This window comes from Kitasatospora sp. NPDC058965 (genome assembly GCF_042741245.1).
Lineage (GTDB): Bacteria > Actinomycetota > Actinomycetes > Streptomycetales > Streptomycetaceae > Kitasatospora.
Genome location: NZ_JBHYKG010000027.1, coordinates 20,875 through 45,001, shown reverse-complemented (window position 1 = coordinate 45,001; position 24,127 = coordinate 20,875). Strand labels below are relative to the sequence as shown.

The 24,127-nt window shown below is 71.1% G+C and carries 20 protein-coding genes and 1 riboswitch; of the genes, 11 read left to right on the top strand and 9 right to left on the bottom strand.

Annotated features, from left to right (window positions below; genetic code table 11):
* Positions 1 to 35: 35 nt before the first annotated feature.
* Positions 36 to 461, bottom strand: a complete 426-nt coding sequence (locus ACFW1A_RS07535; RefSeq protein ID WP_380405768.1) for a hypothetical protein — start codon at positions 459 to 461, stop codon at positions 36 to 38.
* A gap of 51 nt (positions 462 to 512) precedes the next feature.
* Between ACFW1A_RS07535 and ACFW1A_RS07530 the strand changes: the two genes are divergently transcribed.
* Positions 513 to 1,484 carry a diacylglycerol/lipid kinase family protein gene (locus ACFW1A_RS07530; protein ID WP_380405764.1) on the top strand — a complete coding sequence of 324 codons (972 nt, stop codon included), beginning with the start codon at positions 513 to 515 and terminating at the stop codon, positions 1,482 to 1,484.
* A gap of 384 nt (positions 1,485 to 1,868) precedes the next feature.
* On the top strand, positions 1,869 to 2,120 hold the full coding sequence (locus ACFW1A_RS07525) for a WhiB family transcriptional regulator (protein ID WP_014138019.1): 252 nt from the start codon (positions 1,869 to 1,871) through the stop codon (positions 2,118 to 2,120).
* 404 nt (positions 2,121 to 2,524) lie between these two features.
* Here the strand turns inward: ACFW1A_RS07525 and ACFW1A_RS07520 are convergent, their stop codons facing one another.
* The 7 genes from ACFW1A_RS07520 to ACFW1A_RS07490 form a co-directional block, all read right to left on the bottom strand.
* Positions 2,525 to 4,033 (bottom strand): sensor histidine kinase, encoded by a 1,509-nt coding sequence (locus ACFW1A_RS07520; protein WP_380405777.1) that lies wholly within the window; start codon positions 4,031 to 4,033, stop codon positions 2,525 to 2,527.
* A 333-nt stretch (positions 4,034 to 4,366) separates the two neighbouring features.
* Positions 4,367 to 5,452 (bottom strand): SIS domain-containing protein, encoded by a 1,086-nt coding sequence (locus ACFW1A_RS07515; RefSeq protein ID WP_380405761.1) that lies wholly within the window; start codon positions 5,450 to 5,452, stop codon positions 4,367 to 4,369.
* A gap of 66 nt (positions 5,453 to 5,518) precedes the next feature.
* A complete protein-coding gene (locus ACFW1A_RS07510; protein WP_380405758.1) occupies positions 5,519 to 6,826 on the bottom strand; it encodes an extracellular solute-binding protein in 1,308 nt (435 codons plus the stop codon).
* A 386-nt stretch (positions 6,827 to 7,212) separates the two neighbouring features.
* A complete protein-coding gene (locus ACFW1A_RS07505) occupies positions 7,213 to 8,784 on the bottom strand; it encodes a glycoside hydrolase family 3 protein (RefSeq protein ID WP_380405755.1) in 1,572 nt (523 codons plus the stop codon).
* A 5-nt stretch (positions 8,785 to 8,789) separates the two neighbouring features.
* Positions 8,790 to 9,629 carry a carbohydrate ABC transporter permease gene (locus tag ACFW1A_RS07500; RefSeq protein WP_380405752.1) on the bottom strand — a complete coding sequence of 280 codons (840 nt, stop codon included), beginning with the start codon at positions 9,627 to 9,629 and terminating at the stop codon, positions 8,790 to 8,792.
* Positions 9,626 to 10,621, bottom strand: a complete 996-nt coding sequence (locus ACFW1A_RS07495) for a carbohydrate ABC transporter permease (RefSeq protein WP_380405749.1) — start codon at positions 10,619 to 10,621, stop codon at positions 9,626 to 9,628. The genes ACFW1A_RS07500 and ACFW1A_RS07495 overlap by 4 nt, the downstream gene beginning before the upstream one ends.
* A gap of 129 nt (positions 10,622 to 10,750) precedes the next feature.
* Complete coding sequence (locus ACFW1A_RS07490) at positions 10,751 to 12,025, bottom strand: extracellular solute-binding protein (protein WP_380405746.1); 1,275 nt, start codon at positions 12,023 to 12,025, stop codon at positions 10,751 to 10,753.
* Between the two features lie 354 nt (positions 12,026 to 12,379).
* On the opposite strand from ACFW1A_RS07490, the gene ACFW1A_RS07485 reads away from it, so the two are divergent.
* From ACFW1A_RS07485 to ACFW1A_RS07465, 5 genes are all read left to right on the top strand, one after another.
* On the top strand, positions 12,380 to 13,168 hold the full coding sequence (locus ACFW1A_RS07485; RefSeq protein WP_380405742.1) for a GntR family transcriptional regulator: 789 nt from the start codon (positions 12,380 to 12,382) through the stop codon (positions 13,166 to 13,168).
* Between the two features lie 300 nt (positions 13,169 to 13,468).
* Positions 13,469 to 13,753: a DUF3311 domain-containing protein gene (locus ACFW1A_RS07480; RefSeq protein WP_380405739.1), complete on the top strand. Its 285-nt coding sequence runs from the start codon at positions 13,469 to 13,471 to the stop codon at positions 13,751 to 13,753.
* Positions 13,750 to 15,396, top strand: coding sequence for a monocarboxylate uptake permease MctP (gene mctP / locus ACFW1A_RS07475; RefSeq protein ID WP_380405736.1), 1,647 nt, complete (start codon positions 13,750 to 13,752; stop codon positions 15,394 to 15,396). Before ACFW1A_RS07480 ends, mctP begins: the two co-directional genes overlap by 4 nt.
* 141 nt (positions 15,397 to 15,537) lie before the next feature.
* Complete coding sequence (locus ACFW1A_RS07470) at positions 15,538 to 16,290, top strand: histidine phosphatase family protein (RefSeq protein ID WP_380405731.1); 753 nt, start codon at positions 15,538 to 15,540, stop codon at positions 16,288 to 16,290.
* Between the two features lie 186 nt (positions 16,291 to 16,476).
* Positions 16,477 to 18,177 (top strand): ricin-type beta-trefoil lectin domain protein, encoded by a 1,701-nt coding sequence (locus tag ACFW1A_RS07465; RefSeq protein WP_380405726.1) that lies wholly within the window; start codon positions 16,477 to 16,479, stop codon positions 18,175 to 18,177.
* Positions 18,178 to 18,233: 56 nt separating this feature from the next.
* Here ACFW1A_RS07465 and ACFW1A_RS07460 read toward each other — a convergent pair whose 3' ends face one another.
* Positions 18,234 to 19,193 (bottom strand): helix-turn-helix domain-containing protein, encoded by a 960-nt coding sequence (locus ACFW1A_RS07460; RefSeq protein ID WP_380405723.1) that lies wholly within the window; start codon positions 19,191 to 19,193, stop codon positions 18,234 to 18,236.
* A 92-nt stretch (positions 19,194 to 19,285) separates the two neighbouring features.
* On the opposite strand from ACFW1A_RS07460, the gene ACFW1A_RS07455 reads away from it, so the two are divergent.
* The 4 genes from ACFW1A_RS07455 to ACFW1A_RS07440 all read left to right on the top strand — a co-directional run bounded on the left by ACFW1A_RS07455 (position 19,286) and on the right by ACFW1A_RS07440 (position 23,976).
* The gene (locus ACFW1A_RS07455) at positions 19,286 to 19,654 is read left to right on the top strand and encodes a hypothetical protein (protein WP_380405720.1); all 369 of its coding nucleotides are present in this window, start codon (positions 19,286 to 19,288) and stop codon (positions 19,652 to 19,654) included.
* The gene (locus tag ACFW1A_RS07450) at positions 19,597 to 20,142 is read left to right on the top strand and encodes a GNAT family N-acetyltransferase (RefSeq protein WP_380405717.1); all 546 of its coding nucleotides are present in this window, start codon (positions 19,597 to 19,599) and stop codon (positions 20,140 to 20,142) included. Before ACFW1A_RS07455 ends, ACFW1A_RS07450 begins: the two co-directional genes overlap by 58 nt.
* Positions 20,143 to 20,244: 102 nt before the next feature.
* A riboswitch (cobalamin riboswitch) is annotated at positions 20,245 to 20,376 on the top strand.
* A gap of 154 nt (positions 20,377 to 20,530) precedes the next feature.
* Positions 20,531 to 22,942 carry a ribonucleoside-diphosphate reductase subunit alpha gene (locus ACFW1A_RS07445; protein WP_380405714.1) on the top strand — a complete coding sequence of 804 codons (2,412 nt, stop codon included), beginning with the start codon at positions 20,531 to 20,533 and terminating at the stop codon, positions 22,940 to 22,942.
* A 38-nt stretch (positions 22,943 to 22,980) separates the two neighbouring features.
* A complete protein-coding gene (locus tag ACFW1A_RS07440) occupies positions 22,981 to 23,976 on the top strand; it encodes a ribonucleotide-diphosphate reductase subunit beta (RefSeq protein ID WP_380405774.1) in 996 nt (331 codons plus the stop codon).
* Positions 23,977 to 24,127 lie beyond the last annotated feature (151 nt).

Sequence of the window (24,127 nt, the reverse complement as noted above, 5' to 3'; positions counted from 1 at the left end):
GCTTTCACGTCCGGGCGCTGAGCTCTCCGGGTGGTTCAATCCACCTGCTGGTAGAGCGCCTTGGTCACCTTGGGGTTGAGCAGCACCACCAGGCCGGCCAGGCCAGCCAGGCCCACCAGGGCCCCGAGCGCCGGCATCGGACCGCTGCTCTGCCACATGTAGTAGGCCACCGGCAGGCAGAGCGAGTGGGTCAGCACCGCGGGGGTGCGCCCCCAGCGCTGCAGCCGCAGCAGCGCCCGGGCGGCCAGCAGCGGCAGCAGGCCCATCAGCAGGATCACCGCGCCGCCGTACTCGGCCAACCCCTGGTTCCTGGTGCTCTCCACCAGCGCGGCCACGATGATGTAGCCGCCCCAGGCCACCAGGGCGGTGCCCTCGGCCACGGTGAGGGCGACGGCGGCGATCAACTGGGCCGGGCGGGCGGCCGGCGCGGGTGCGGTGGTGGCGGTGGTGTCTGCGGTCACCCCAGCAGGGTAGCCGCCGCCCTCCCGGCCCCGCGCCGTAGGCTGATCCCCATGCGCGCGCTCCTGGTCGTGAACCCGAAGGCCACCACCACCAGTGGCCGGACCAGGGACGTCCTGACCCACGCCCTGCGCAGCGACCTCAAGCTGGAGGTGGCGGTCACCGGCTACCGCGGCCACGCCCGCGACCTGGCCCGCCAGGCGGTGGCCGACGGCGCGGTGGACCTGGTGGTGGCGCTGGGCGGCGACGGCACCGTCAACGAGGTGGTGAACGGCCTGCTGGCGCACGGGCCGGGCGAGCGGGTGCCGCGGCTGGCGGTGGTGCCGGGCGGCTCGACCAACGTCTTCGCCCGCGCGCTGGGCCTGCCCAACCACCCGGTGGAGGCCACCGGGGTGCTGCTGGACGCACTGGACCAGCGCCGGGAGCGGCAGATCTCGCTGGGCAAGGCGATGACCGAGGGCCTGCCCGACCGCTGGTTCACCTTCACCGCCGGGCTCGGCTTCGACGCCGGCGTGGTCGGCCGGGTCGAGGAGCAGCGCAGGTCGGGGCGCCGCTCGACGCACGCGCTCTACGTCCGCGAGGCGCTCCGGCACTTCGTCACCGAACGTGATCACCGGCGGAACGGGCCGGTCACCCTTGAGCTGCCCGGCCGGGCACCGCAGCCCGGGCTGGTGATGACCATAGTGTCGAACACCTCGCCGTGGACCTTTCTCGGCAATCGCCCGGTCCTCCCTTCGCCTTCCGCCTCCTTCGAAACCGACCTTGACGTCTTCGGCATCACTCGAATGACGGCGTTCGGAACCGCTCGTACGGTTCGTCAGATCCTGCGGCCGCACACTCCTTCGGAGCAGTCCGGCAAAGCCGTCGGGCCGTCCGGCAAGCACGTCGTCTCCTATCACGACGTCAGGCACTTCACCTTGGTTTCAGAGGAACCGGCCCCATTTCAGGTCGATGGGGACCACCTTGGAGACAGGAGTCGCGTCAGTTTCACAGGCGTACGGCGGGCACTGCGTGTGATTGTGTGACCAGAAGGGGGTCTTCCCCTTCTTCTCGAACGCGCGAGCCCCCTTCACCCCATAGAAGTACTGCCTGTGAGGTAGGCGACACCGAAGAATCAAAAATTCCTCCTCGAAGGGGGTTGTATCCGAGCCCGAGGTTTGCGAACCTCTACATGGCGATCGGGACGCGTCGCAGCGGGACAGCGAAGCGGCCCCACTGACCGCGTACCACCTGGCCACCGGCCGGTGATCCGCTCAGGATTCGCCCGAACCCCCCTCAGCTCAGACCGCCAGGCCGTAGAGGCCCGAGGTCCCTTTTGCCTTTGGGGGATTCGTGAAAGCGTTCACATTCACAAGCCATCGATAGTGCTGCCGGACCACCCGTCCGTCGGCAGGAGGAGTTGGACGACCATGGACTGGCGCCACCGCGCTGTCTGCCGCGAAGAGGACCCGGAGCTGTTCTTCCCGATCGGGAACACCGGTCCTGCTCTGCTGCAGATCGAGGAAGCCAAGGCCGTGTGCCGCCGCTGTCCCGTCATGGAGCAGTGTCTGCAGTGGGCCCTGGAGACCGGTCAGGACGCCGGCGTCTGGGGTGGCATGAGCGAGGACGAGCGTCGTGCGATGAAGCGCCGTGCCGCCCGCAACCGCGCCCGCACCGCCTGAGCGAGCCGCTCCACAGCGCTCCGCCCGGACATCGAGCCGCAGGACCGCAGCACCCGATCGCGAGATCACGCAGTATCCGATCAACACATGATCACAGGCTTCGACCGCCGCTGAGTCGAAGCCTTCCGAGGAGCCGCCGCGCCCGGGCAACACGGCCGGCGCGGCGAGCCGACACGTGGCTCAACTCGGTCCCGACACTTGCCACTGCTCACGCAGAGCAATACTGTGGACCTGGGACGCTCACCGTACGCAATGTGCGGGGCGGGCGTCACGCCCACACAGAGCCCCCGTTCCGACCGACTCCCCCCGACGGCCGGAACGGGTTGAGAGGCCCTGCCGACCCTCCCCCCCCCCGGTCGGCAGGGTCTCGTTTCGTGTCCCCTGACACCCTCTCAGCCACCCGGTCAGCGCACCGGGATCTCCAGCACCACCTTGGTGCCGCCCCCCGGGGCCGCAACCATGTCGAAGGTGCCGCCCAGCTCGCCGGTGGCCAGGGTGCGCACGATCTGCAGCCCGAGGTTGCCCGCCTGCTGCGGGTCGAAGCCCTCCGGCATGCCCCGCCCGTCGTCCTGAACGGTGATCAGCAGGTACTCCTCCGGCTTCGCCCCGCCGTTCCAACTGTCCGACCAGCCCTTGCCGGTGGCCGGTGCCCGGCCGCGCAGCGCGCTGACCGACAGGGTGCCGGCGGTCTTCGGTCCGAAGGCGTGCTCGAGCGCGTTCTGCAGCAGCTCGGTGAGCACCATCGACAGCGGGGTGGCCACCTCCGCCGACAGGATGCCGAAGCTGCCGCTGCGCCGGGTGGTCACCTGGCCGTCCGTGGCCAGCTCCATCACCATCGCCAGCACCCGGTCGGCGATCTCGTCGAAGGCCACCTTCTCGTCCAGGTTCTGCGAGAGGGTCTCGTGCACGATGGCGATCGAGCCGACCCGGCGCACCGCCTCGTCCAGCGCGCCGCGCGCCGCCTCCGAGTCCATCCGGCGCGACTGCAGGCGCAGCAGCGCCGCGACCGTCTGCAGGTTGTTCTTCACCCGGTGGTGGATCTCCCGGATGGTGGCGTCCTTGGTGATCAGCTCCCGGTCCCGGCGCCGCAGTTCGGTCACGTCCCGGACCAGCACCAGCGAGCCGGTGTGGACGCCCTTGGGCTTGAGCGGGATGGCCCGCAGCGTGACCACTCCGCCCTGGGCCTCCACCTCGGTCTGCCGGGGCGCCCAGCCGCTGGCCAGCTTCACCAGCGCCTCGTGCACCGCGCCGCGCGACGGGGGCGCCAACTCGGCCGTGGTGCGGCCGAGGTGAACGCCCACCAGGTCGGTGGTCAGGCCCAGGCGGTGGTAGGCGGAGAGCGCGTTGGGGCTGGCGTAGGTGGCGATCCCGTCGGCGTCCAGCCGGATCAGGCCGTCGCCGACCCGCGGGGCGGCGTCCATGTCCACCTGCTCCCCCGGATAGGGGAACGTGCCGGCGGCGATCATCTGGGCCAGGTCGGAGGCGCTCTGCAGGTAGGTGAGCTCCAGCCGGCTGGGGGTGCGCACGGTGAGCAGGTTGGTGTTGCGGGCGATCACCCCGAGCACCCGTCCCTCGCGCCGGACCGGGATCGACTCGACCCGCACCGGCACCTCCTCGCGCCACTCCGGATCACCCTCGCGGACGATCCGCCCCTCGTCGAAGGCGGCGTCCAGCAGCGGCCGGCGGCCGCGCGGGACCAGGTGGCCGACCATGTCGTCCTGGTAGGAGGTGGGGCCGGTGTTGGGCCGCATCTGGGCCACCGAGACGTACCGGATGCCGTCCCAGGTGGGGATCCAGAGCACCAGGTCGGCGAAGGAGAGGTCGGAGAGCAGTTGCCACTCCGAGACCAGCATGTGCAGCCACTCCACGTCGGCACCGGTGAGGGTGGTGTGGCGGCGGACGAGTTCGTTCAGCGAGGGCACAGGGCGAGCGTAGCCAACCCGCGGCCGGCGGGCGCGGGCACGGTCGCGGACCGGTCCCCCGATGTTGTCCAGACCAATTGGGGCGAACGCCTGGACAACCCAGATTGGTCTAGTCCACAATGGAAGGGCACCAGGGAGAGACCACACCGCGCAACTGCCCTGACCGCGCGCGGTCTCTCCTCGGTCGGAAGCCGGCGCACCGGGACCCCGCACAGTCCCGGTGCCGCTCCCGGCCTCCGACGACAGCTCCGGGCTGCGGTGCCGCGCGGGTTGAGGGTCCCGCGTCGGCGCCGTGGCCCGTAGTGCTGTCCGGGGGCGGGCGGCTCAGTGGGTCTCGGTGACCTTGGCCAGCGCCCGCGGGGCGTCCGGGTCCTGGCCGCGGGCGATGGTGATCTCGTGCGCCAACTGCTGCAGCGGCAGGATCTCCAGGATCGGCTGCACCGGCTCGGGCACCCCGGGCGGCAGCGCGAACCCCGCCGAGGCCGCGTCCACCTGGTCCTGCGGGCCCACCACCATCAGGTCCGCCCCGCGCCCGCGCAGCCGGTCCAGCACCGGCTGCAGCGCCTCGCCGCCCTTGCCGTCCGGCACGATCGCGATCACCGGCGAGACGTTGTCCACCATCGCCAGCGGCCCGTGCAGCAGGTCGGCGCCGGAGAACGGCTGGGCCGGGATGTACGTGGTCTCCATCAGCTTCAGCGCCGCCTCCCTGGCCGTCGGGTACCCGAAGCCGCGCGAGGTGAGCACCAGCCGCTGGGCGAACCGGTACCGCTCGGCCAGCGCCCGCACCTCGGCCTGCCGGCCCAGCACCCGGGCGGCGAGCGCGGGCAGCTGCTCGACCGCCGCCGCCTCCCCCGGGTCCCGCGGCCGCGCGGTGCCCCCGTCGCCGCGCAGCCCCTGCACGAGCAGGTAGAGGGCCAGCAGCTCGGCGGTGTACGTCTTGGTGGCCGGCAGCGCCTTCTCCGGGCCGGCCAGCACGTCGACGTGGAACTCGGAGACCTCGGCCAGCGGCGAGTCCGGGTTGTTGGTCACCGCCAGGGTGACCGCGCCGCCCTCCCGGGCCGCCTTGGTGGAGGCGATCAGGTCCGGCGAGCCGCCGGACTGGCTGACCGTGACCACCAGCACGTCCCGCAGGTCGGGCCGGGCGCCGTACGCGGTGGTGGTGGACATCGAGGCCAGCCCCGCCGGCTTGCCCAGTTCCACCTCGACCAGGTACTTCGCGTACAGCGCCGCGTTGTCCGAGGTGCCGCGGGCGGTCAGCAGCACGAACCGCGGCCCGCGTGCGGCGATCTGCGCCGCCACCTCGCGGATCGGCGCCGCCCCCTCGTCCAGCAGCCGCTGCAGCACCGCGGGCTGTTCGGCCATCTCGGCCGCCATGATCCGGCCGGGTGCGGGGGGCGACTGCTCGGGCATCTGCGAGTCCCTTCCGGTGGGCGGGGCGGGGCCGGCCCCGCCCACCGATGCTACGGCCCGGGGCCGTCAGGACTGGTTGTTGATCAGCTGGTTGATCTGCGCGTCGGCGGCCTTGGTGGCCTCGTCCACCGACTTGCCGGCCAGGATCGAGTTGAGCATGTCGACCAGCACGTTCTGCTTCTCCACCTGGGCCCAGCCGGGGGCCAGCGGGGTGAACCACGCGTCCGGCACGGCGTTGGCCGCGGCCGCGGTCTCCGGCCGGTACTTCAGCGCGTCCAGCTGGGTGAGGTTGTTCGGCAGGATGTTCTTGCTCGCCAGCAGCGCCTCCGACTTGGTGCTGGTGAAGAGCTTGATCCAGGCCTTGGCCACGTCGGAGACGTTCGACTTGGCGGTGACCGCCAGGTCCGAGCCGCCGATGAAGCTGGGCAGCGGCTTGCCGTTCGGGCCGGGGAAGCCGGCCACCTTGAGCACGTCCTTGAGCGCCGCGTCGCCGCCGGGCGGGGTGGCCGCCTTGCCCGCCTCCCAGCCGTTGCCGTAGATCACCGCGGCCTTCTGCTTGCCCAGCACGTCGGACTGGTTGAGCTCGTTGACCGTCAGGTCGTTGTGGTTGTACTTCTTCACCAGCTCGACGAAGTGCTGGATGCCCTGCTGCGCCTTGGGGTCCTCCAGGGTGCCGTGCCAGTTGCCGGCCGCGTCGAACTTCGCGATCGAGCCGCCGTAGGCCGCCACGTAGGACATCGCCGCGTACCAGTAGGGGCCGGGCAGGTAGAGCGCGGAGAAGGACTTGTCGCCCTTCGGCGCCCCCTGCTGGACCTTGTCCATGGCGGCCCGCAGCTCGTCCTCGGTCTTGGGGAAGTCGGCGCTGCCGGTGGCCTGCTGGAGCATCGTGGAGTTGTAGACCGCGACCCGGGCGCCGGCGTAGTACGGCACGCAGTAGAGCTTCCCGTTGTAGTCGCAGGTGTTCTCCAGGCCGCGGATCCAGGCGTCCGAGTTCTCGAAGTCGGCCTTGTTCTCCTCCAGCAGCGAACCGCCGAGGATGTACTTCATGGTCTCGGTGTTGCCGAGCTCCACCACGTCCGGCGCCGTGCCCTGGGCGAGCGCGGTGTCCAGGTTGTTCACCTTGTCGGCCCAGGTCTGGTAGCTGAGCTTGATGGTGACGTTCGGGTAGGTCTTGGCGAACTCGTCGTTGACCTGCTGCACCAGCTCGGGCCAGCTGCTCTGGGCGTCGTTCATCAGCCAGATGGTGAGCGTCCCGGAGGTCGCGCGCGGGTCCGCGGACTGCTTGGCCGGCCCGCCGGAGCCTCCCGATCCACAGGCGGCCAGTCCCGCGACGAGTGCGGTGACGACGGACGCGGCCATGAGCTTTCGCTTCACGCGATCCTCCCGGAGGGGCGGCAAGAGGGTGTTCCCGCGGCAGGATGGGCCAGGGGCAACCGAGGAATTCCGAGCGTGGACCCGATGTGGTCCAGACCAGATTTCAGGAGCCTGGCCTAGACCAACGGCCCTGTCAACGCGAAACGTTCACCTGGCGGCCGCCGTTGCACACCTGTTGTCAGCAATCAGCGCTCCGCTGTCGATCCGTCACTTGAGGTTGCCTTAATGCCTGCTTAATGCATGACAATTGCGGTGCGAATTGTCATGCGAACATCCGGCGGCGCCATGGGACGCACCGTCAGGAATGCCGAAACGCCGGTGCCCCGGAACGATTAATTCCGTTCCGGGGCACCGGCGTTGAGCGGCGGCCAGAAAGCTTCGACCAGTCAGCCGCGGACCGACGGCAGGCCGGTGAGCACCTCGACGGCGGCCAGCCCGCAGACCCGGGCCGCGCCGTGCGTGACGATGTGCAGCGCGCCGACCGGCTCGGCCTGCGGGACCCCCATCTCCACCACCAGCGCGTCGGGACGGGAGGTCAGCAGCAGGCGCAGTGCCGCCGACATCCACGCGTGGCGGTGCACGTCGCGCACCACCAGGACCAGTCGGCGCCCCTCGGCCTCGGCGACCAGGGCGGCCGCCAGCGCGTCCAGCTCGGCCTCCTCGGCCTGCTCCGGGCCGACGCTGCGGGTGCGGGTGCCCGGGAAGCGCTCGGCCAGCATGCCGGCCACCCCCCACGGGGTCTCGTCGCCCACCGCGATGTTGGACTCCGGCGAGAAGGAGACCACGTACGGGCGCTCGGTCACCGGGACGAACGGCTGCGCCGGGTCCTCGGTCACCTTGAGCGCCCGGCGGGCCGCCCGCAGGCCGATCGCCAGGTCGGGCTCCACCGGGGCCGACTGGGCCGCCCCGGCGCCGAACCGGGCCTGCCGGGCCCAGCTGCCCAGCGCGCGCACCCGGGCGGCGGCGTCCGCCAGTCGGTCCTCGGCGAGGCGGCCCGAGCGGACCGCCTCCACGATGGCGTCGCGCAGCTCGAGCACCGTCTCCTCGTCGCACAGGCCGCCGCCCACGCAGATCGCGTCGGCGCCCGCGGCCAGCGCCAGCACCGTCCCCTGCGCGATCCCGTAGGTGTCGGCGATGGCGCCCATCTCGACCGCGTCGGTGACGATCAGGCCCTGGTAGCCGAGCCCGCCCCGGCTCTCCGGGCCGCGCAGCAGGCCGCCCAGCACCGCCGGGGAGAGGGTGGCCGGGTAGACCGGGTCGAGCGCCGGGATCATGATGTGCGCGCTCATCATCGCCTTGGCGCCGGCCGCGACCGCGGCCTTGAACGGCGGCAGGTCGCGCGAGCGCAGCAGGTCCTCCGCCACGTCGATCAGCGGCAGGCCGTGGTGCGAGTCCACGTTGGTGTCGCCGTGGCCGGGGAAGTGCTTGGCGCAGGCGGCCACCCCGGCCGACTGCAGGCCCTCCACCCAGGCGGCGGTGTGCCGGGCGCACAGCTCGGTGTCGGCGCCGAACGAGCGCACCCCGATCACCGGGTTGCCCGGGTTCGAGTTCACGTCGGCGGCCGGCGCCCAGTTGAAGTTGATCCCGCACTCGGCCAGCGCGCGGCCGAGCTCGCGGGCCACGTCCCGGGTCAGCGCCGGGTCGTCGATCGCGCCGAGCGCGAGGTTGCCCGGCCAGGAGGAGCCGGAGCCGACCTCCAGGCGGGTGACGTCGCCGCCCTCCTCGTCGATGGCGATCAGCAGGTCCGGGTTCTCCCGGCGCAGCTCGCGGCAGAGCTCGGTCAGCTGGGCCTGGCCGGTCACGTTGCGGCCGAACAGGGCCACCGAGCCGAGTCCGGCCGCGATGTGCCGGTGCACCCACTCGGGCGGCTCGGTGCCGTCGAAGCCGGGCTGCAGCACGGTGAGCGCGTCCCGGTGCAGCTGGTCGCTGTCCGGCACGGTCGGGATGAGGATGCTCACGCGGATCAGCCCTTCACTGCGCCGGCGGTCTGCCCGCCGACGGCCTTGCGCTGGAAGACCAGGAACAGGACCAGGACCGGCAGGGCGAAGAACGTCGAGGCGGCCATGGTGGCGCCCCAGTCGTCGCCGAAGTTGCTCTGGAAGGAGCTCAGCCAGACCGGCAGGGTCTGCGCGGTGCCGGGGCCGGTGGCCTTGTTGAGCACCAGGACCAGCGGGAACTCGTTCCAGGCGGTGATGAAGCCGAACAGCGAGGTGGACATCAGGCCCGGGACCAGCAGCGGGAAGACCACCTTGACGAAGGCCTGCGGGCGGGTGCAGCCGTCCACCATCGCCGACTCCTCCAGCTCCTTCGGCACCGCGGCGATGAAGCCGCGCAGCGTCCAGATGGTGAAGGGCAGCACCATCATCATGTAGAAGACCATCAGCGGCACGAGGCTGTTGAGCATGTCGTTGTCGCGGACGATCAGGTACGTCGAGATGACCATGACCTCCCACGGGGCCATCTGCGCCAGCATGATCACCAGGATGAAGCCCTTGCGGCCGCGGAACCGCATCCGGGCCACCGCGAACGCGGCCAGCGTGGCGATCACCAGCGAGGCCGCCACCGAGACCACCGTGACCAGGATGCTGTTGCCGGTCATCTCCCAGAACTGCGCCGCGTTGAACGCGGTGCTGAAGTGCTCCAGGGTCGCGTGGAACGGGATGAAGACCGGGGTCTTGCTGATGATGTCCTTGTTCGGCTTGAAGGCCGTGACCACCATCCAGTAGACCGGGAAGGCGAAGAAGACCAGCAGGACCAGTGCGATGACATTGGGCCAGCTGCGGCCAAAGAGTGAGCGCCTCACAGCTCGTCCTCCTGCTTCAAGATGATCCGGAAGTACGGGATCATGACCAGCGCCAGCATGACCATGGTCAGGATGGCGATCGCGCCGCCCACGCCGTAGTGCTGGTTGCCCATGCCCTCGACGTAGGCGTAGACCGGCATGGTCTCGGTGCTGCGCTCCGGCCCGCCGTTGTCGATGGTGAAGACCTGGGTGAACGCCTTGAAGATCCAGATGATCTCCAGGAAGGTCGTCCCCAGGAAGAACGGCTTCAGGCTCGGGTAGACCACCGAGGTGAAGACCTTGATCGCGCCGGCCCCGTCCATCCGGGCGGCCTCGTACAGCTCGGTCGGGATCGTGGTCAGACCCGCGTACATGTTGAACGCCACGAACGGGATCGAGCCCCAGACCAGCAGCAGCATGATCACGAAGAACGTGGAGGTCTGGGTGCCGGTCCAGTTGTAGGTGGCCATGCTGTGCCAGCCGAGCTGGTCCAGGAACCAGTTGACCACGCCGTAGCGCGAGTCGAAGAGCCACAGGTACACGGTGGACTGGGCCACCAGCGGCATCGCCCAGGCCAGGATCAGCGAGACGCCGAGGGCCAGTCGCATCTTCTTGCCGAGCCGGTTGAGCAGCAGGCCGACCAGGGTGCCGCCGATCATGATCAGCGCCACGTTGAGCACGGTGAAGATCACCGAGCGCTCGGTGGTGTGCCAGAACTCGGCGCTCTTCAGCTGGTCGGTGTAGTTCGAGAACCCGGTCCACTCCGTCAGGTGCTGGATCAGCTGACGCCGGTTCATGTTCTGCAGCGAGAGGAGGAAGGTGTTGACCAGCGGCCAGGCCAGCAGCGCCAGCGTGGCGACCATGGTCGGCAGCAGCAGCACGTACGGCGCGAACCGGGACAACAGCCCAGGACCGGACCGTCTCGGCCCGCTCAGGGAGTCGCCGGGCACCGGCCCGTGAGTGTTGCTGGGCCCCGGGGACTGAGCCCGCACCGGGTCCGACTGAACAGCCATCGCTCTCTCTTCCTCACGCCTGGCCGAAACGTGACGGCCACCGTCCGGCCGCCCGTGCGGCCCCAAACAGGGCGGCGGCGGCGCCCACCGGCCCCCTCGGGAGCCGGTGAGCGACGCCGCTCGGTGCTACTAGTTCTTCTGCGCGAGACGCTTGCTGATCTCGTCGTCGTACTTCTTGGCCAGGCTGTCGTAGTCCCCGCCCTGCAGGGCGGCGGCCATGAAGTCCTTGATCGGGTTCGGCGTGTTCTCGACGTTCGCCCAGGCCGGGACGTTCGGCGTGGTCGCACCGTTGGTGGAGGCCGGGATGGCGGCCTTCGCGTAGTCGGTGGTGGCCAGCGAGTTCAGCGCGGTCTTGTTCGGGACCAGGCCGGCGGCGGCCATCATGCCCTCGTACTTGTCCGAGAGCGCGATCTTCAGGAAGCCCTTGGCCAGGTCCTGGTTCTTGCTCGCCTGGGCGATGGCCAGGTTCGAGCCGCCCAGGAAGACGCCCGACGGCTTGTCGGCGGTGGCGCCCGGCAGCGGGAAGAAGCCCACCTGGTCGGCCGGCATGTCCTTGGGGGCCGGAGCCTCCCAGCCGAGGCCGATCATCGCGCCGACGTCGCCCTTGGGGAAGAGCGTCATCTGCTGCGGGGTGGCCTCGTCCTTGTCCTTCGGCGCGGTCGAGTAGGACTGCAGCTTCTGGTAGGTCTGGAAGGCGGCCTTGGCCTCCGGCGACTCCAGGTTGCCGACCCACTTGTCGCCGTCCTGCTTGGCGATCTGGCCGCCGGAGCCGGCGATCAGGCCGAAGTAGGTGTACCACTCCTGGCCGGGCAGGTAGATCGGGTTCGCGACGCCGGCGCCCTTGAGCTTGTCCAGGTCGCCGTAGAACTCGTCCAGGGTCTTCGGGGTGGCGGAGATGCCGGCCTTGGTCCACAGCGCCTTGTTGTAGATGACGACGCGGTTGGCGAAGTACCACGGCGCGGCGTACTGCTTGCCGTCCAGCACCGAGGAGGCGTTCAGGTTGGCGGCCCAGTCGTTGCCGCCCAGGTCGCCCTTGTCCTTGGTGATGTCCAGCAGACCACCGGTGGCCGCGTAGCCCGCGGTCTGGGTGTTGCCGACCTCCAGGACGTCCACCGAGCCCTCGGAGAGGGCGGTGGTGATCTTCTGGCCGATCCCGTCCCACTTCTGGATCTGGATGTTCAGCTTGGCGCCCGGGAACTGGGACTCGAAGTCGGCCTTGACGCCGTCCTGCCAGGCCTGCGGCGCGGAGCCGTCCATGAACCAAGCGGTGAGGGTCTTGCCGTTGTAGTTCGCCGGCTTGCTGGAGCTGCTGGAGCTCGCCGTGTCGGACTTCGACGAGCTGCAGGCCGCGACGCCGACGACCATGGCCGCGACGCCGACCGCCGCGATGAGCTGACGCTTCACGCCATCCTCCTGAGGGATGCCCGGTTGCCCCCCATCGGTGGCCAGCGACAGATCCGCACAAACCGTGCGAAAGCGGCGCCGAGACCCTTGAGATGGGTTGGGATTCATGAGTTGGTCTGCAGTGGTGTAGACCAGATGCCTGGAGCTTGGCCTAGACCAATGGCACTGTCAACGGGCCGAAGACCAATCCGGACGAGCCGTTATCAAGCCGACACCGCTCATCGTTCATCGCGTGATGAGCTCCCCGTCGCCATGGCATACGTGCGACGATGTGTGCCGTTAACGAGGTAGTGGGGCTGATGTTGGCCCCGCGAGGGGTCCGGAAGGGCCCCGAGAGGAAGCGGAGAAGCGGCCATGAGCAGCGACGGGGGCACAACGGCCCAGCTCCCCCAGGCGGTGCCGGCACAGACCGGGGCGGCCGGCGACCCGGCGAGCGCCCGCGTGCCCAAGTACTACGGGCTGAAGCGCCACCTGCTCCAGCTCACCGAGACCCAGCCGGCCGGCACCCCGGTCCCCCCGGAGCGGGCCCTGGCGGCCCAGTTCGACACCTCGCGCACCACGGTCCGCCAGGCGCTCCAGGAGCTGGTGGTCGAGGGGCGGCTGGAGCGGATCCAGGGCAAGGGCACCTTCGTGGCCAAGCCCAAGGTGGCCCAGGCCCTGCAGCTGACCTCCTACACGGAGGACATGCGGGCCCAGGGCCTGGAGCCGACCTCCCGGCTGATCGAGGTCGGCTACATCACCGCGGACGACCGGATCGCCCCACTGCTGGACATCAAGCCCGGCAGCCGGGTGCTGCGGATCGAGCGCCTGCGGCTGGCCAACGGCGACCCGATGGCGATCGAGGTGGCCCACCTGTCGGCCAAGCGCTTCCCGGCGCTGCGCCGCAACCTGGTCAAGCACAACTCGCTGTACACCGCGCTGCGCGAGGTCTACGGCGTGGTGGTGGCGGAGGCCGAGGAGACCATCGAGACCACGCTGGCCAACCCGCGCGAGGCCGGGCTGCTCGGCTCCGACCTCGGGCTGCCGATGCTGCAGCTGTCCCGGCACTCCTTCGACCCCGAGGGCGCCCCGGTGGAGTGGGTCCGCTCGATCTACCGCGGCGACCGGTACAAGTTCATCACCCGGCTGCAGCGGCCGAGCTGATCGGCCGACCGGCCGAAGGGGCGCCCCGGAGCCGGGGCGCCCCTTCGGCGTTCCCGGCCCCCGCACCCGGAACGCGGCGATCCGTCTGTCGCCTGGGCCACCTGACGAAGCGTCCGTTCCCAGCTCGAACAGTTGCCCAGTTTCCGAGACGGTCGGTTTTACCTGGTGACACCAGGGCGTACGGTGCCCTACATTCCGACCAGTCCAAGCCGATCACCAAGGGCGCTGCTCGGCGGGCGCGTCGGGAACCGGGGCGCTGCGGCGCTGCTCGGGATCTCCCTGCCACCGCCGGAGCCGCTCATGTCGAACGATCTTGACGCCCCCTCAGCACCGCCGGGGCCGCTGCCCCCGGTCACCCCGGCCCGGGTCCTGGCCGGAATCAGCCTGGCCGTCCCGGTGGTCGCGCTGCTGTGGGTCAACTCCTACGCCAAGCTGACCCCCAAGCTCGGCGGCATGCCGTTCTTCTACTGGTACCAGATCCTCTGGATCCCGGTCTCGGCGCTCTTCACCGGCGCCGCGTACCTGCTGCTCAACCACGATGCCAAGCAGCGCAAGGCCGCCGCCCGCGGGGGTGAATCGCGATGAGCCACGGCGTCAACACGAGCGCCCTGGTGGTGTTCGTCCTCTTCTTCCTGCTGGTCACCGTGCTCGGCTTCCTGGCGGCGCGCTGGCGCAAGGCCGAGAACGGCCAGCACCTGGACGAGTGGGGCCTGGGCGGGCGCAGCTTCGGGACCTGGATCACCTGGTTCCTGCTGGGCGGCGACCTCTACACCGCGTACACCTTCATCGCGGTGCCGGCCGCGGTCTACGGCGCCGGCGCCTCGGGCTTCTTCGCGGTGCCGTACACGATCATCGCCTACCCGCTGGTCTTCCTCTTCCTGCCCCGGCTCTGGTCGGTGGCCCGGGCCCGCGGCTACGTCACCCCGGCCGACTTCGTGCGCGGGCGGTACGGCTCGCGCGGGCTGGCGCTGGCCGTGGCGGTGACCGGCATCCTGGCCACCATGCCGTACATCGCGCTGCAGCTGGTCGGCATCCAGGCGGTGCTGGACACCCTCGGGGTCGGCGGCGGCGCCAACAGCAACTGGTTCGTCAAGGACCTGCCGCTCTTCCTCGCCTTCGCGGTGCTGGCGGCGTACACCTACTCCTCGGGCCTGCGGGCGCCGGCGCTGATCGCCTTCGTCAAGGACACCCTGGTCTACATCGTGATCATCGTTGCGGTGATCTACCTGCCGATGCGGCTGGGCGGCTACGGGCACATCTTCGACCAGGCCGCGACCAAGTTCAGCGCGGTCAACCCGAAGACCCACCAGCCGGTCGGCTCGCTGGTCACCGGCCCGAAGGCGCAGTGGGGGTACGCGACCCTGGCGTTCGGCTCGGCACTCGCGCTCTTCATGTACCCGCACACCGTCACCGGCGTGCTGGCCGCCAAGTCGCGCAACACCGTGCGCCGCAACATGGCGATCCTGCCCGCCTACTCGCTGATGCTGGGCCTGCTGGCGCTGCTCGGCTTCCTGGCGATCGCGGCCGGCGTGGGCAAGGACGCGAACGGCAAGGCGATCGCCGGCTTCAACCCGCAGCTGGCGGTGCCGGAGCTGTTCTCCAAGCTCTTCCCGGACTGGTTCACCGGCGTGGCCTTCGCCGCGATCGGGATCGGCGCCCTGGTGCCGGCCGCGATCATGTCGATCGCCGCGGCCAACCTGTTCACCCGCAACGTGTACAAGGAGTTCATCCGGCCGGACGCCTCCCCGGAGGCGGAGACCAAGGTCGCCAAGATCGTCTCGCTGCTGGTCAAGGTCGGCGCGCTGGTCTTCGTGCTCGGCATGGACAAGCAGCTGGCGATCAACATGCAGCTGCTGGGCGGGATCTGGATCCTGCAGACCTTCGTCTCGGTGGTGGCCGGCCTGTTCACCCGGTGGTTCCACCGCTGGGCGCTGCTGGCGGGCTGGGCGGTCGGCATGGTCTACGGCACCTGGAAGGCGTACGGCATCGCCTCCCCCGCCACCAAGCACTTCGGCGGCAGCAGCGCGACCATCCCGGTGATCGGCGAGATCGGCTACATCGGGCTGACCGCCTTCGCCCTCAACCTGGGCGTCGCCGTGCTGCTCACCCTGGTCCTCAAGGCGGTCAAGGCCCCCGAGGGCGCGGACGAGACGTCCCCGGCGGACTACAGCGCGGAGGAGGGCGACCCCGAGCTCGCGGATGCGCCCCAGCCGGCCACGGCGCATTAAGCGCCCCGGTGCGCGCCCTGTGATCGCGCCGTCATCGCCCTCAACACTGAGGTGATGGCGGCGCGATCATATGTATGGGCGTCCTTCGGACACGATCCACGCACCGACCAGCGGTGATACCTGAGCCAACGGGGAGCGGGCATGCCAGAGCTGAGCACCATCCTGAACGGACAGCCGCGCAGCCGGGCCGCGGCCGAGCTGCCCTCGGTACTGATCGCCACCCGGCACGGGCAGAGCACCGCGAACGTGGAGTTCCAGCTGGCCGAGGCGGTCGGCGCACTGACCGTGCCGATCAGCTGCCGGGACGCGGACATCCCGCTCTCCATGCTCGGACAGGCGCAGGCCCAGGCCTTCGGGCGCTGGTGGGCCGAGCTGCCGTCCGCCGACCGGCCGCGGGCCGTGTGGTGCTCGCCGTACGTGCGGGCGGCGGAGACGGCGCGGATCGCGCTGGCCCAGGCGGCCGGCCTGGGCTCGGTGCCGGTCGGCCTGGCGGTGCGGTACGACGAGCGGCTGCGCGACCGCGAGCTGGGCGTGCTGGAGATGCTCACGGCGGCGGCGATCGACCGGGACCACCCCGGCGAGGCGGCCCGGCGGCAGCGGATGGGCGAGCTCTACTACCGGCCGCCGGGCGGCGAGAGCTGGGCGGACGTGGCGCTGCGGGTGCGCGACTGCCTGCGCGACCTGTGCGCCGAGGAGGCCGGGCACCCGGTGCTGCTGGTGGCGCACGACAACGTGCTGCTGATGCTGCGCTACGTGCTGGAGCGGCTCACCGAGGCGGAGCTGCTGGACCTCGACGTGGTGGCCAACTGCTCCGCGAGCGTGTGGCGTTCGGACGGCGACCGGCTCCGCCCGGAGCACTGGAACGGGACCGGGCACTTGACCGGCAACGGCTGACGGCCCGCCGCACGGGTGCTTCGTCCACGGCCGCTCCCCGGATCCTCCGGGGAGCGGCCGTCGTGCTGCACCCCGAGCGTTCTGCTCATTTCTGCGCGTTCTGTCGACTCTATTGACTGTTATGAGCATGGCGGGTGCACTAGGTGCGCACCAGCACTCGCGCACCTCTTCGGAAGGAGCCCCCACGTGCCCTCGGTCCGCCGTCCCCTCCATGCCCTGCTGGCCGTCTCCGCCCTGCTCGCCCTGCCCCTGGCGACCGCACCCGCCGCCACCGCCGCCGCCACCGCGGCGGCCCCGGCTCGCGCCGCCACCGCGCCGCTCGCCGCCACCCCGCCGATGGGCTGGAACGACTGGGCGCACTACCAGTGCGGGATCACCGAGTCGACCATCACCGGCAATGCCGACGCCCTGGTCAGCAGCGGGCTGGCCGCCAAGGGCTACACCACCGTCACGGTGGACGACTGCTGGATGGCCGGCAGTCGCGACGGCTCCGGCAACCTGGTCGCCGACCAGAGCAAGTTCCCGCACGGGATGGCCTGGTTGGGCGCCTACCTGCACAACAAGGGCCTGAAGTTCGGGATCTACGAGGACGCCGGCTCCAGCACCTGCGGCGGCTACCCCGGCAGCGGCCGGCCGCAGGGCGGCGGCGCCGACCACTTCGCCCAGGACGCGGCCTCGTTCGCCTCCTGGGGCGTGGACTACCTGAAGCTGGACGGCTGCAACGTCTACGTCGCCTCCGGCCAGTCCCAGGAGGACGCCTACCGCCAGGCCTACGACGCCGAGTCCGCCGCGCTGGCCGGCAGCGGCCGGGCCATCACCTTCTCCGAGTCCGCACCGGCCTACTTCCAGAACGGCGAGTGGGGCGGCCCGAGTTGGTTCTCGGTGCTGGGCTGGGTCGGCCAGGACGGCCAGCTGTGGCGGGAGGGTTGGGACATCGCCACCTTCGACGCCGCCAAGCCGACCGCCTCGCGGTGGAGCTCGGTGCTCGCCAACTACGGCTACAACCGCTGGATCGGCCGCTACGCCAAGCCCGGCAACTGGAACGACCCGGACTTCCTGATCGCCGGCGACGGCGGGCTGGGCGACGACGAGGCCCGCAGCCAGGTGGCGCTCTGGTCCATGATGGCCGCGCCGATGATCCTCTCCTCCGACGTGGCCCACCTCTCCACCGCCGGCCTGGCCGCGCTCGGCAACACCGACCTGATCGCCCTCGACCAGGACGCCCTGGGCCGGCAGGCCGGGGTGGTCGCCACCGACGGCTCCACCGACACCCTGGCCCGCCCGCTGGCGAACGGCGACCGCGCGGTGGCCGTGCTCAACCGGACCGGCAGCGCCCGGTCGGTCTCCGTCCCGCTCGTCACGGTCGGCCTGCCGGGCTGCACCGCGACCGCCAAGGACCTGTGGACCGGGGCGTCCTCGACCGTCCCGGCAACGCTGACCGCCACCGTCCCGGCGCACGGCACCGCCGTCTGGCGGCTCACCCCGAACGGCTGCGCGGCGCCGGTCCCGACCGGCCAGCTGACCGGCAACGGCGCCAAGTGCGCGGACGACTCCGGCAGTTCCACCACCGACGGCAACCCGGTCATCCTCTACGGCTGCACCGGGAACGCCAACCAGCGCTGGACCGTGGGCACCGACGGGACGGTGCGCACCCTGGGCAAGTGCCTGACCGCCGCGGGCACCGCGGCCGGCTCCTACGCCGTGCTCAGCTCCTGCACCGGTGCCGCCACCCAGAGTTGGACCTACCGGAGCGACGGCACCCTGGCCAGCGCCGCCTCCGGCCTGTGCCTGGACGTCTACGGCGGCGGCACCGCCGACGCCACCCGGCTGGACACCTGGACCTGCGGCAGCCACCAGTCCAACCAGGCCTGGTCACTGCCGGTCTGACAGCGGGTCACCCCTGGTGCGCCGGTCGCAGGTTCCCCCCACGGCCTGCGGCCGGCTCAGCCGCCGAAGGCCCGCCGGTAGGCGCCCGGAGTGGTGCCGAGCCAGCGGGCGAAGTGGTGGCGCAGGGTGGCCGCGTTGCCGAAGCCGACCCGGGCGGCGACGGTCTCCACCGGGTCGGCGGTCTCCTCCAGCAGGCGCTGGGCGAACAGCACGCGCTGGCCGATCAGCCAGCGCAGCGGGGTGGTGCCGGTCTCCTGCTGGAAGCGGCGGGCGAAAGTGCGCGGGGCCATGTGGGCGCGGGCGGCGAGCTGGTCGACGGTCCAGTCCCGGTCCAGCTCGGCGCGCATCCAGTCCAGCACGGTGCCGAAGGAGGAGTACTCGCGGGTCGCGGCGGGCCGGTTCACGTACTGGGCCTGACCGCCCTCGCGGTGCGGGGCCACCACCATCCGGCGGGCGATGCCGCGGGCCACCTCCGAGCCCTGGAGCTTGCGCACCAGGTGCAGGCAGGCGTCGATGCCGGCCGCGGTCCCCGCCGAGGTGACCACCGGGTCGTCGTCCACGTAGAGCACGTCCGGCTCCACCACCGCGAGCGGGAACCGGGCCGCCAGCTCGTCGGTCCACCGCCAGTGCGTGGTGCAGCGCCGGCCGTCCAGCAGGCCCGCAGCACCGAGCAGGAAGGTGCCGCTGCAGATCGAGAGCACCCGCGCGCCCCGCTCGGCCGCCGCCCGCACCGCCTGGACCAGCTCGGCCGGGTAGCTGTCCCGCACCCCCGTGGCGGCCGCGATCACCAGGTCCGCCTCGGCCAGCCGCTCCACGCCGTGCGGCACGTTCACCGTGAACCCCGCGTGGGTGCGCAGCTCGCCCGCCCGGGTCGAGGCCAGCGCGAAGTCGTAGACCGGCAGCCCCTCCTCGCTCCGGTCCAGCCCGAACACCTCGCTGGCCACGCCCAGCTCGAAGGGGTGCACGTCCTCCAGCACCACCGCGACCACGTTCTGCAGGGTTCCGCTCAGCGCCATGGGGGCAGCCTAGCGAACCACTGGCAGGAATTCGACGGAGAGTGGCATTGCTGCCACTCGTTCCGCTTCGAACCGGTTGCCAGGCTGGAGCCATGACCTCCACGCTGGCGAACGCACTCCTCGTCCTCGGCCTGGTCGGCGGCTTCGGCGCCCTCGGCCTGCTGCTCGGCCGCGACCTCGACCGCACCGGACGGCACGGCCGCGACAACTGGCACCGCCCGACCGGCTACCCCGCCGACCCCGGTCAGCCCGACCGGCTGCACCGCACCGCCGTCCCGACCGCCGTCCCGACCGCCGTCTCCCCCGCCGTCCCGGCCGCCGACGCCCCGGCCGCCGACGCCGCCGACCGCCTGCGCGGCACCCTCCCCGCCGCCTCCGACCTGCGCCTTGGCACACTGGTCCGATGGACCTCGTCATCCGCCCCGCGCTCGAAGCAGACCTGCACGCCGCAGGCGAGGTGACCGTGGAGGCGTTCGTCGGCGACGGCCACACCCCGCCCGACGCCCAGTACGTGAGCCTGCTGCGCGACGCCCGCCGCCGCGCCGCCGAGGCCGAGCTGCTCGTCGCCGTCGACCCGGCCGACCTCTCCCGGGGCCCGGCCGGCCGGGTGCTCGGCACCGTCACGCTGGCCGTCGGCGGCACCGAGTGGGCCGACATCGCCGGCCCCGACGAGGGCGAGATCCGGATGCTGGCGGCCGCGGCCGCCGCCCGGGGCCGCGGCGTCGGCGAGGCCCTGGTGCGCGCCACGGTGGACCGCTGCCGCGCGCTGGGCCTGGCGGGCATGGCCTTCTCCACCCGCCCCGGGATGCGGGCCGCGCACCGGATCTACGAGCGGGTCGGCTTCGCCCGCTGCCCGGAGCGCGACTGGAGCCCGCGCGAGGGCATCGACCTGTGGGTCTACACGATGGCGTTCCGGACCGGTGCCGACGCGGCGTCAGGCGCCCGCTGACCCGGGATCAGGCCGGTTTCCGCGAAGCCGCCAGCACCACAGCGCGACGGATCCAACACGCCGCCGACACTACATCTGGGCCTGCGTCGGGCAGCCGCCACTACATGTATGCTCACTCTCGCTGTCGACGCAGGGGAACCCGGTGCGAGTCCGGGACTGCCCCGCAGCGGTGAGCGCGACCGGCCACGCCCGGCGCCGCGAGTCCGAGTACCTGCCGACGGTGTGCCACCCGGGCCTCCCCGCAGGGGCCTTCACAGCACCAGTACCGTCCGGCCCCGCGGGTGGGCCAGGGTGACGACGCGCGCGCCGGAACGTTTCGCCGTGCCGTTTTCCCTGTCGCGCCCCAGTGGTCGGACACGTCCGCCGCCGCCACAGGAGAGAGTGCGCCTTGACCGTCGCTGCCTCAGTCGCCCTGCCGTCCCAGGGAAATGCAGATGCCCCCACCGACCCCGGTACGGCGCTGCTTCGGCTGCTCACTGATTGCAGCACCGACCTTCCGCAGGTGGACCCCGGCCACGTCGCCGCCGCCGCGCTGCGCGGCCGCCACGCCGGTTCGGACTTCGCCGAGCTGCGCGGGCTGGCCGTGGACGCCGCCGCTTCGATGATCGCCGAGGACCCGCAGTACTCGAAGCTGGCCGCCCGGCTGCTCGCCCAGGAGATCCTGGACGAGGCCGCGACCCAGGGCGTGGTCAGCTTCACCGATTCGATCGTCGTCGGCCACGGCGAGGGCCTGATCGGCGACTCCACCGCCGACTTCGTGGCCAAGCACGCCGCGGCGCTGAACGCGCTGGTGGACCCCTCGGGCGACGACCGGTTCGAGTACTTCGGCCTGCGCACCGTGCAGTCCCGCTACCTGCTGCGCCACCCGATCACCCGCAAGGTGGTGGAGACGCCCCAGCACTTCCTGCTCCGGGTGGCCTGCGGCCTGGCGGTCGGCGACACCGCCCGGTCGGTGGCCGAGGTGGCCGAGCTGTACCGCCTGATGAGCCGGCTGGAGTACCTGACCAGCTCGCCCACCCTGTTCAACTCCGGCACCCGGCACCCGCAGATGTCCAGCTGCTACCTGCTGGACTCGCCGCTGGACAACCTGGACTCGATCTACTCCCGCTACGCGCAGATCGCCCGGCTCTCCAAGCACGCCGGCGGCATCGGCCTGTCCTACTCCCGGATCCGCTCGCGCGGCAGCCTGATCCGCGGCACCAACGGCCAGTCCAACGGCATCGTGCCGTTCCTGCGCACCCTGGACTCCTCGGTCGCCGCGGTCAACCAGGGCGGCCGGCGCAAGGGCGCGGCCTGCGTCTACCTGGAGACCTGGCACGCGGACATCGAGGAGTTCCTGGAGCTGCGCGACAACACCGGCGAGGAGGCCCGCCGGACCCACAACCTCAACCTGGCGCACTGGATCCCGGACGAGTTCATGCGCCGGGTCAACGCCAACGCCGACTGGTCGCTCTTCTCGCCGGCCGACGTGCCCGAGCTCGTCGACCTGTGGGGCGCGGACTTCGACGAGGCGTACCTGAAGGCCGAGCAGGCCGGCAAGGCCGTGCGCACCATCCCCGCGCAGACCCTGTACGCCCGGATGATGCGCACCCTGGCGCAGACCGGCAACGGCTGGATGACCTTCAAGGACGCCTCCAACCGGGCCGCCAACCAGACCGCGCTGCCGGGCCGCACGGTGCACTCCTCCAACCTGTGCACCGAGATCCTGGAGGTCACCGACGACTCCGAGACCGCGGTCTGCAACCTCGGCTCGGTCAACCTCGGCGCCCACCTGGCCGAGGGCGCGAGCGCCGCGGACCTGCTGACCGCGATGGACTGGGAGCGGCTGGACGCCACCGTGCGCACCGCGGTGACCTTCCTGGACCGCGTGGTGGACATCAACTTCTACCCGACCACCGAGGCCGGCACCTCCAACTCGCGCTGGCGCCCGGTGGGCCTGGGCGTGATGGGCCTGCAGGACGTCTTCTTCAAGCTGCGCCTGGACTTCGACTCCGCCGAGGCCAAGAAGCTGTCCACGCTGATCGCCGAGCGGATCATGCTGACCGCCTACGAGCGCTCCAGCGAGCTGGCCGAGCAGTTCGGGCAGCACCCGGCCTACGGCGAGACCCGCGCGGCCCGGGGCCAGCTGCACATCGACCACTTCGGCGTGACCCCGCAGTGGCGGGAGCGCTGGGACGCGCTGCGCGCCACGATCGCCCGCACCGGCCTGCGCAACTCGCTGCTGCTGGCGATCGCCCCGACCGCCACCATCGCCTCCATCGCGGGCGTCTACGAGTGCATCGAGCCGCAGGTCTCCAACCTGTTCAAGCGCGAGACGCTGTCCGGCGAGTTCCTCCAGGTCAACCCGTACCTGGTGAAGGAGCTCAAGGAGCTGGGCGTCTGGGACCAGCAGACCCGGGACGCGCTGCGCGACGCCAACGGCAGCGTGCAGGAGCTGGGCTGGCTGCCGGCCGAGGTGCGCTCGCTGTACCGCACCGCCTGGGAGCTGCCGCAGCGCGCGCTGATCGACCTGGCCGCGGCCCGGCAGCCGTACATCGACCAGAGCCAGTCGCTGAACCTGTTCATGGCGGCGCCGACCATCGGCAAGCTGAGCTCGATGTACGCCTACGCGTGGAAGGTCGGTCTGAAGACCACCTACTACCTGCGCTCGCGCCCGGCCACCCGGATCGCCCAGGCCGCCCCCGGCGCCGCCCGCGCCGCCGCGCCGCAGCCCGTGAACACCCCCACCATGACCCAGGCCGAGCAGGACGCCATCGCCTGCTCGCTGGAGAACCCCGAGTCCTGCGAGGCCTGCCAGTGAGCTCCACCCCCGCCGACCAGCCCGACGGCCGGAAGAAGATGCTGCTCGACCCCGGCTTCGAGCTGACCCTGCGTCCGATGCGCTACCCGTCGTTCTACGACCGGTACCGGGACGCGATCAAGAACACCTGGACCGTGGAGGAGGTGGACCTGCACTCCGACGTCGCCGACCTGGCCAAGCTGAGCGAGGGCGAGCGGCACCTGATCGGCCGCCTGGTCGCCTTCTTCGCCACCGGTGACTCGATCGTCGCCAACAACGTGGTGCTGAGCCTCTACAAGCACATCAACTCGCCCGAGGCCCGGCTCTACCTCTCCCGGCAGCTGTTCGAGGAGGCCGTGCACGTCCAGTTCTACCTGACGCTGCTCGACACCTACCTGCCCGACCCGGAGGACCGCGCGGCGGCCTTCGCGGCGGTGGAGAACATCCCCTCCATCGCGCAGAAGGCGCAGTTCTGCTTCACGTACATGAACGCGGTCGACCACCTCGAGTCGCTGCAGACCAAGGACGACCGCCGGGCCTTCCTGCTCAACCTGATCTGCTTCGCGGCCTGCGTGGAGGGCCTGTTCTTCTACGGCGCCTTCGCCTACGTGTACTGGTTCCGCAGCCGCGGCCTGCTGCACGGCCTGGCCACCGGCACCAACTGGGTCTTCCGCGACGAGTCCATGCACATGGACTTCGCCATGTCGGTGGTGGACACGGTGCGCGCCGAGGAGCCCGACCTCTTCGACGACAAGATGGCCCAGCAGGTCACCGAGATGCTGGAGGAGGCCGTCGAGGCCGAGCTCCAGTTCGCCCGCGACCTGTGCGGCGACGGCCTGGCCGGCATGAACACCGAGTCGATGCGCCAGTACCTGGAGGCGGTGGCCGACCAGCGGCTGGCCCGCCTGGGCCTGCCGGTCCGCTACGGCTCGACCAACCCGTTCGGCTTCATGGAGCTGCAGAACGTCCAGGAGCTGACCAACTTCTTCGAGCGCCGGGTCTCGGCGTACCAGGTGGCCGTGGAGGGTTCGGTCTCCTTCGACGACGACTTCTGATCCGACCCGTCGGGACGGGAGCGCGGTGGCCGCCACCGCGCTCCCGTTCTGCTTTTCCGGGGTGGCAACGGCGACCGCCGGTGCCGGACTCGTGAATCGATCCCTGTCTCAATTACCACTTTGCCAACAGGTCGTCACACTCGTAGTCTGC

Coding starts and splice junctions, on each gene's coding strand:
- ACFW1A_RS07460 (WP_380405723.1), bottom strand. CDS start 19,193: ATGGCGCTGAGCGGAACCCTGCAGAACGTGGTCGCGGTGGTGCTGGAG.
- ACFW1A_RS07470 (WP_380405731.1), top strand. CDS start 15,538: ATGCCAGAGCTGAGCACCATCCTGAACGGACAGCCGCGCAGCCGGGCC.
- ACFW1A_RS07455 (WP_380405720.1), top strand. CDS start 19,286: ATGACCTCCACGCTGGCGAACGCACTCCTCGTCCTCGGCCTGGTCGGC.
- ACFW1A_RS07525 (WP_014138019.1), top strand. CDS start 1,869: ATGGACTGGCGCCACCGCGCTGTCTGCCGCGAAGAGGACCCGGAGCTG.
- ACFW1A_RS07495 (WP_380405749.1), bottom strand. CDS start 10,621: ATGGCTGTTCAGTCGGACCCGGTGCGGGCTCAGTCCCCGGGGCCCAGC.
- mctP (WP_380405736.1), top strand. CDS start 13,750: ATGAGCCACGGCGTCAACACGAGCGCCCTGGTGGTGTTCGTCCTCTTC.
- ACFW1A_RS07530 (WP_380405764.1), top strand. CDS start 513: ATGCGCGCGCTCCTGGTCGTGAACCCGAAGGCCACCACCACCAGTGGC.
- ACFW1A_RS07480 (WP_380405739.1), top strand. CDS start 13,469: ATGTCGAACGATCTTGACGCCCCCTCAGCACCGCCGGGGCCGCTGCCC.
- ACFW1A_RS07485 (WP_380405742.1), top strand. CDS start 12,380: ATGAGCAGCGACGGGGGCACAACGGCCCAGCTCCCCCAGGCGGTGCCG.
- ACFW1A_RS07515 (WP_380405761.1), bottom strand. CDS start 5,452: ATGCCCGAGCAGTCGCCCCCCGCACCCGGCCGGATCATGGCGGCCGAG.
- ACFW1A_RS07450 (WP_380405717.1), top strand. CDS start 19,597: ATGGACCTCGTCATCCGCCCCGCGCTCGAAGCAGACCTGCACGCCGCA.
- ACFW1A_RS07440 (WP_380405774.1), top strand. CDS start 22,981: ATGCTGCTCGACCCCGGCTTCGAGCTGACCCTGCGTCCGATGCGCTAC.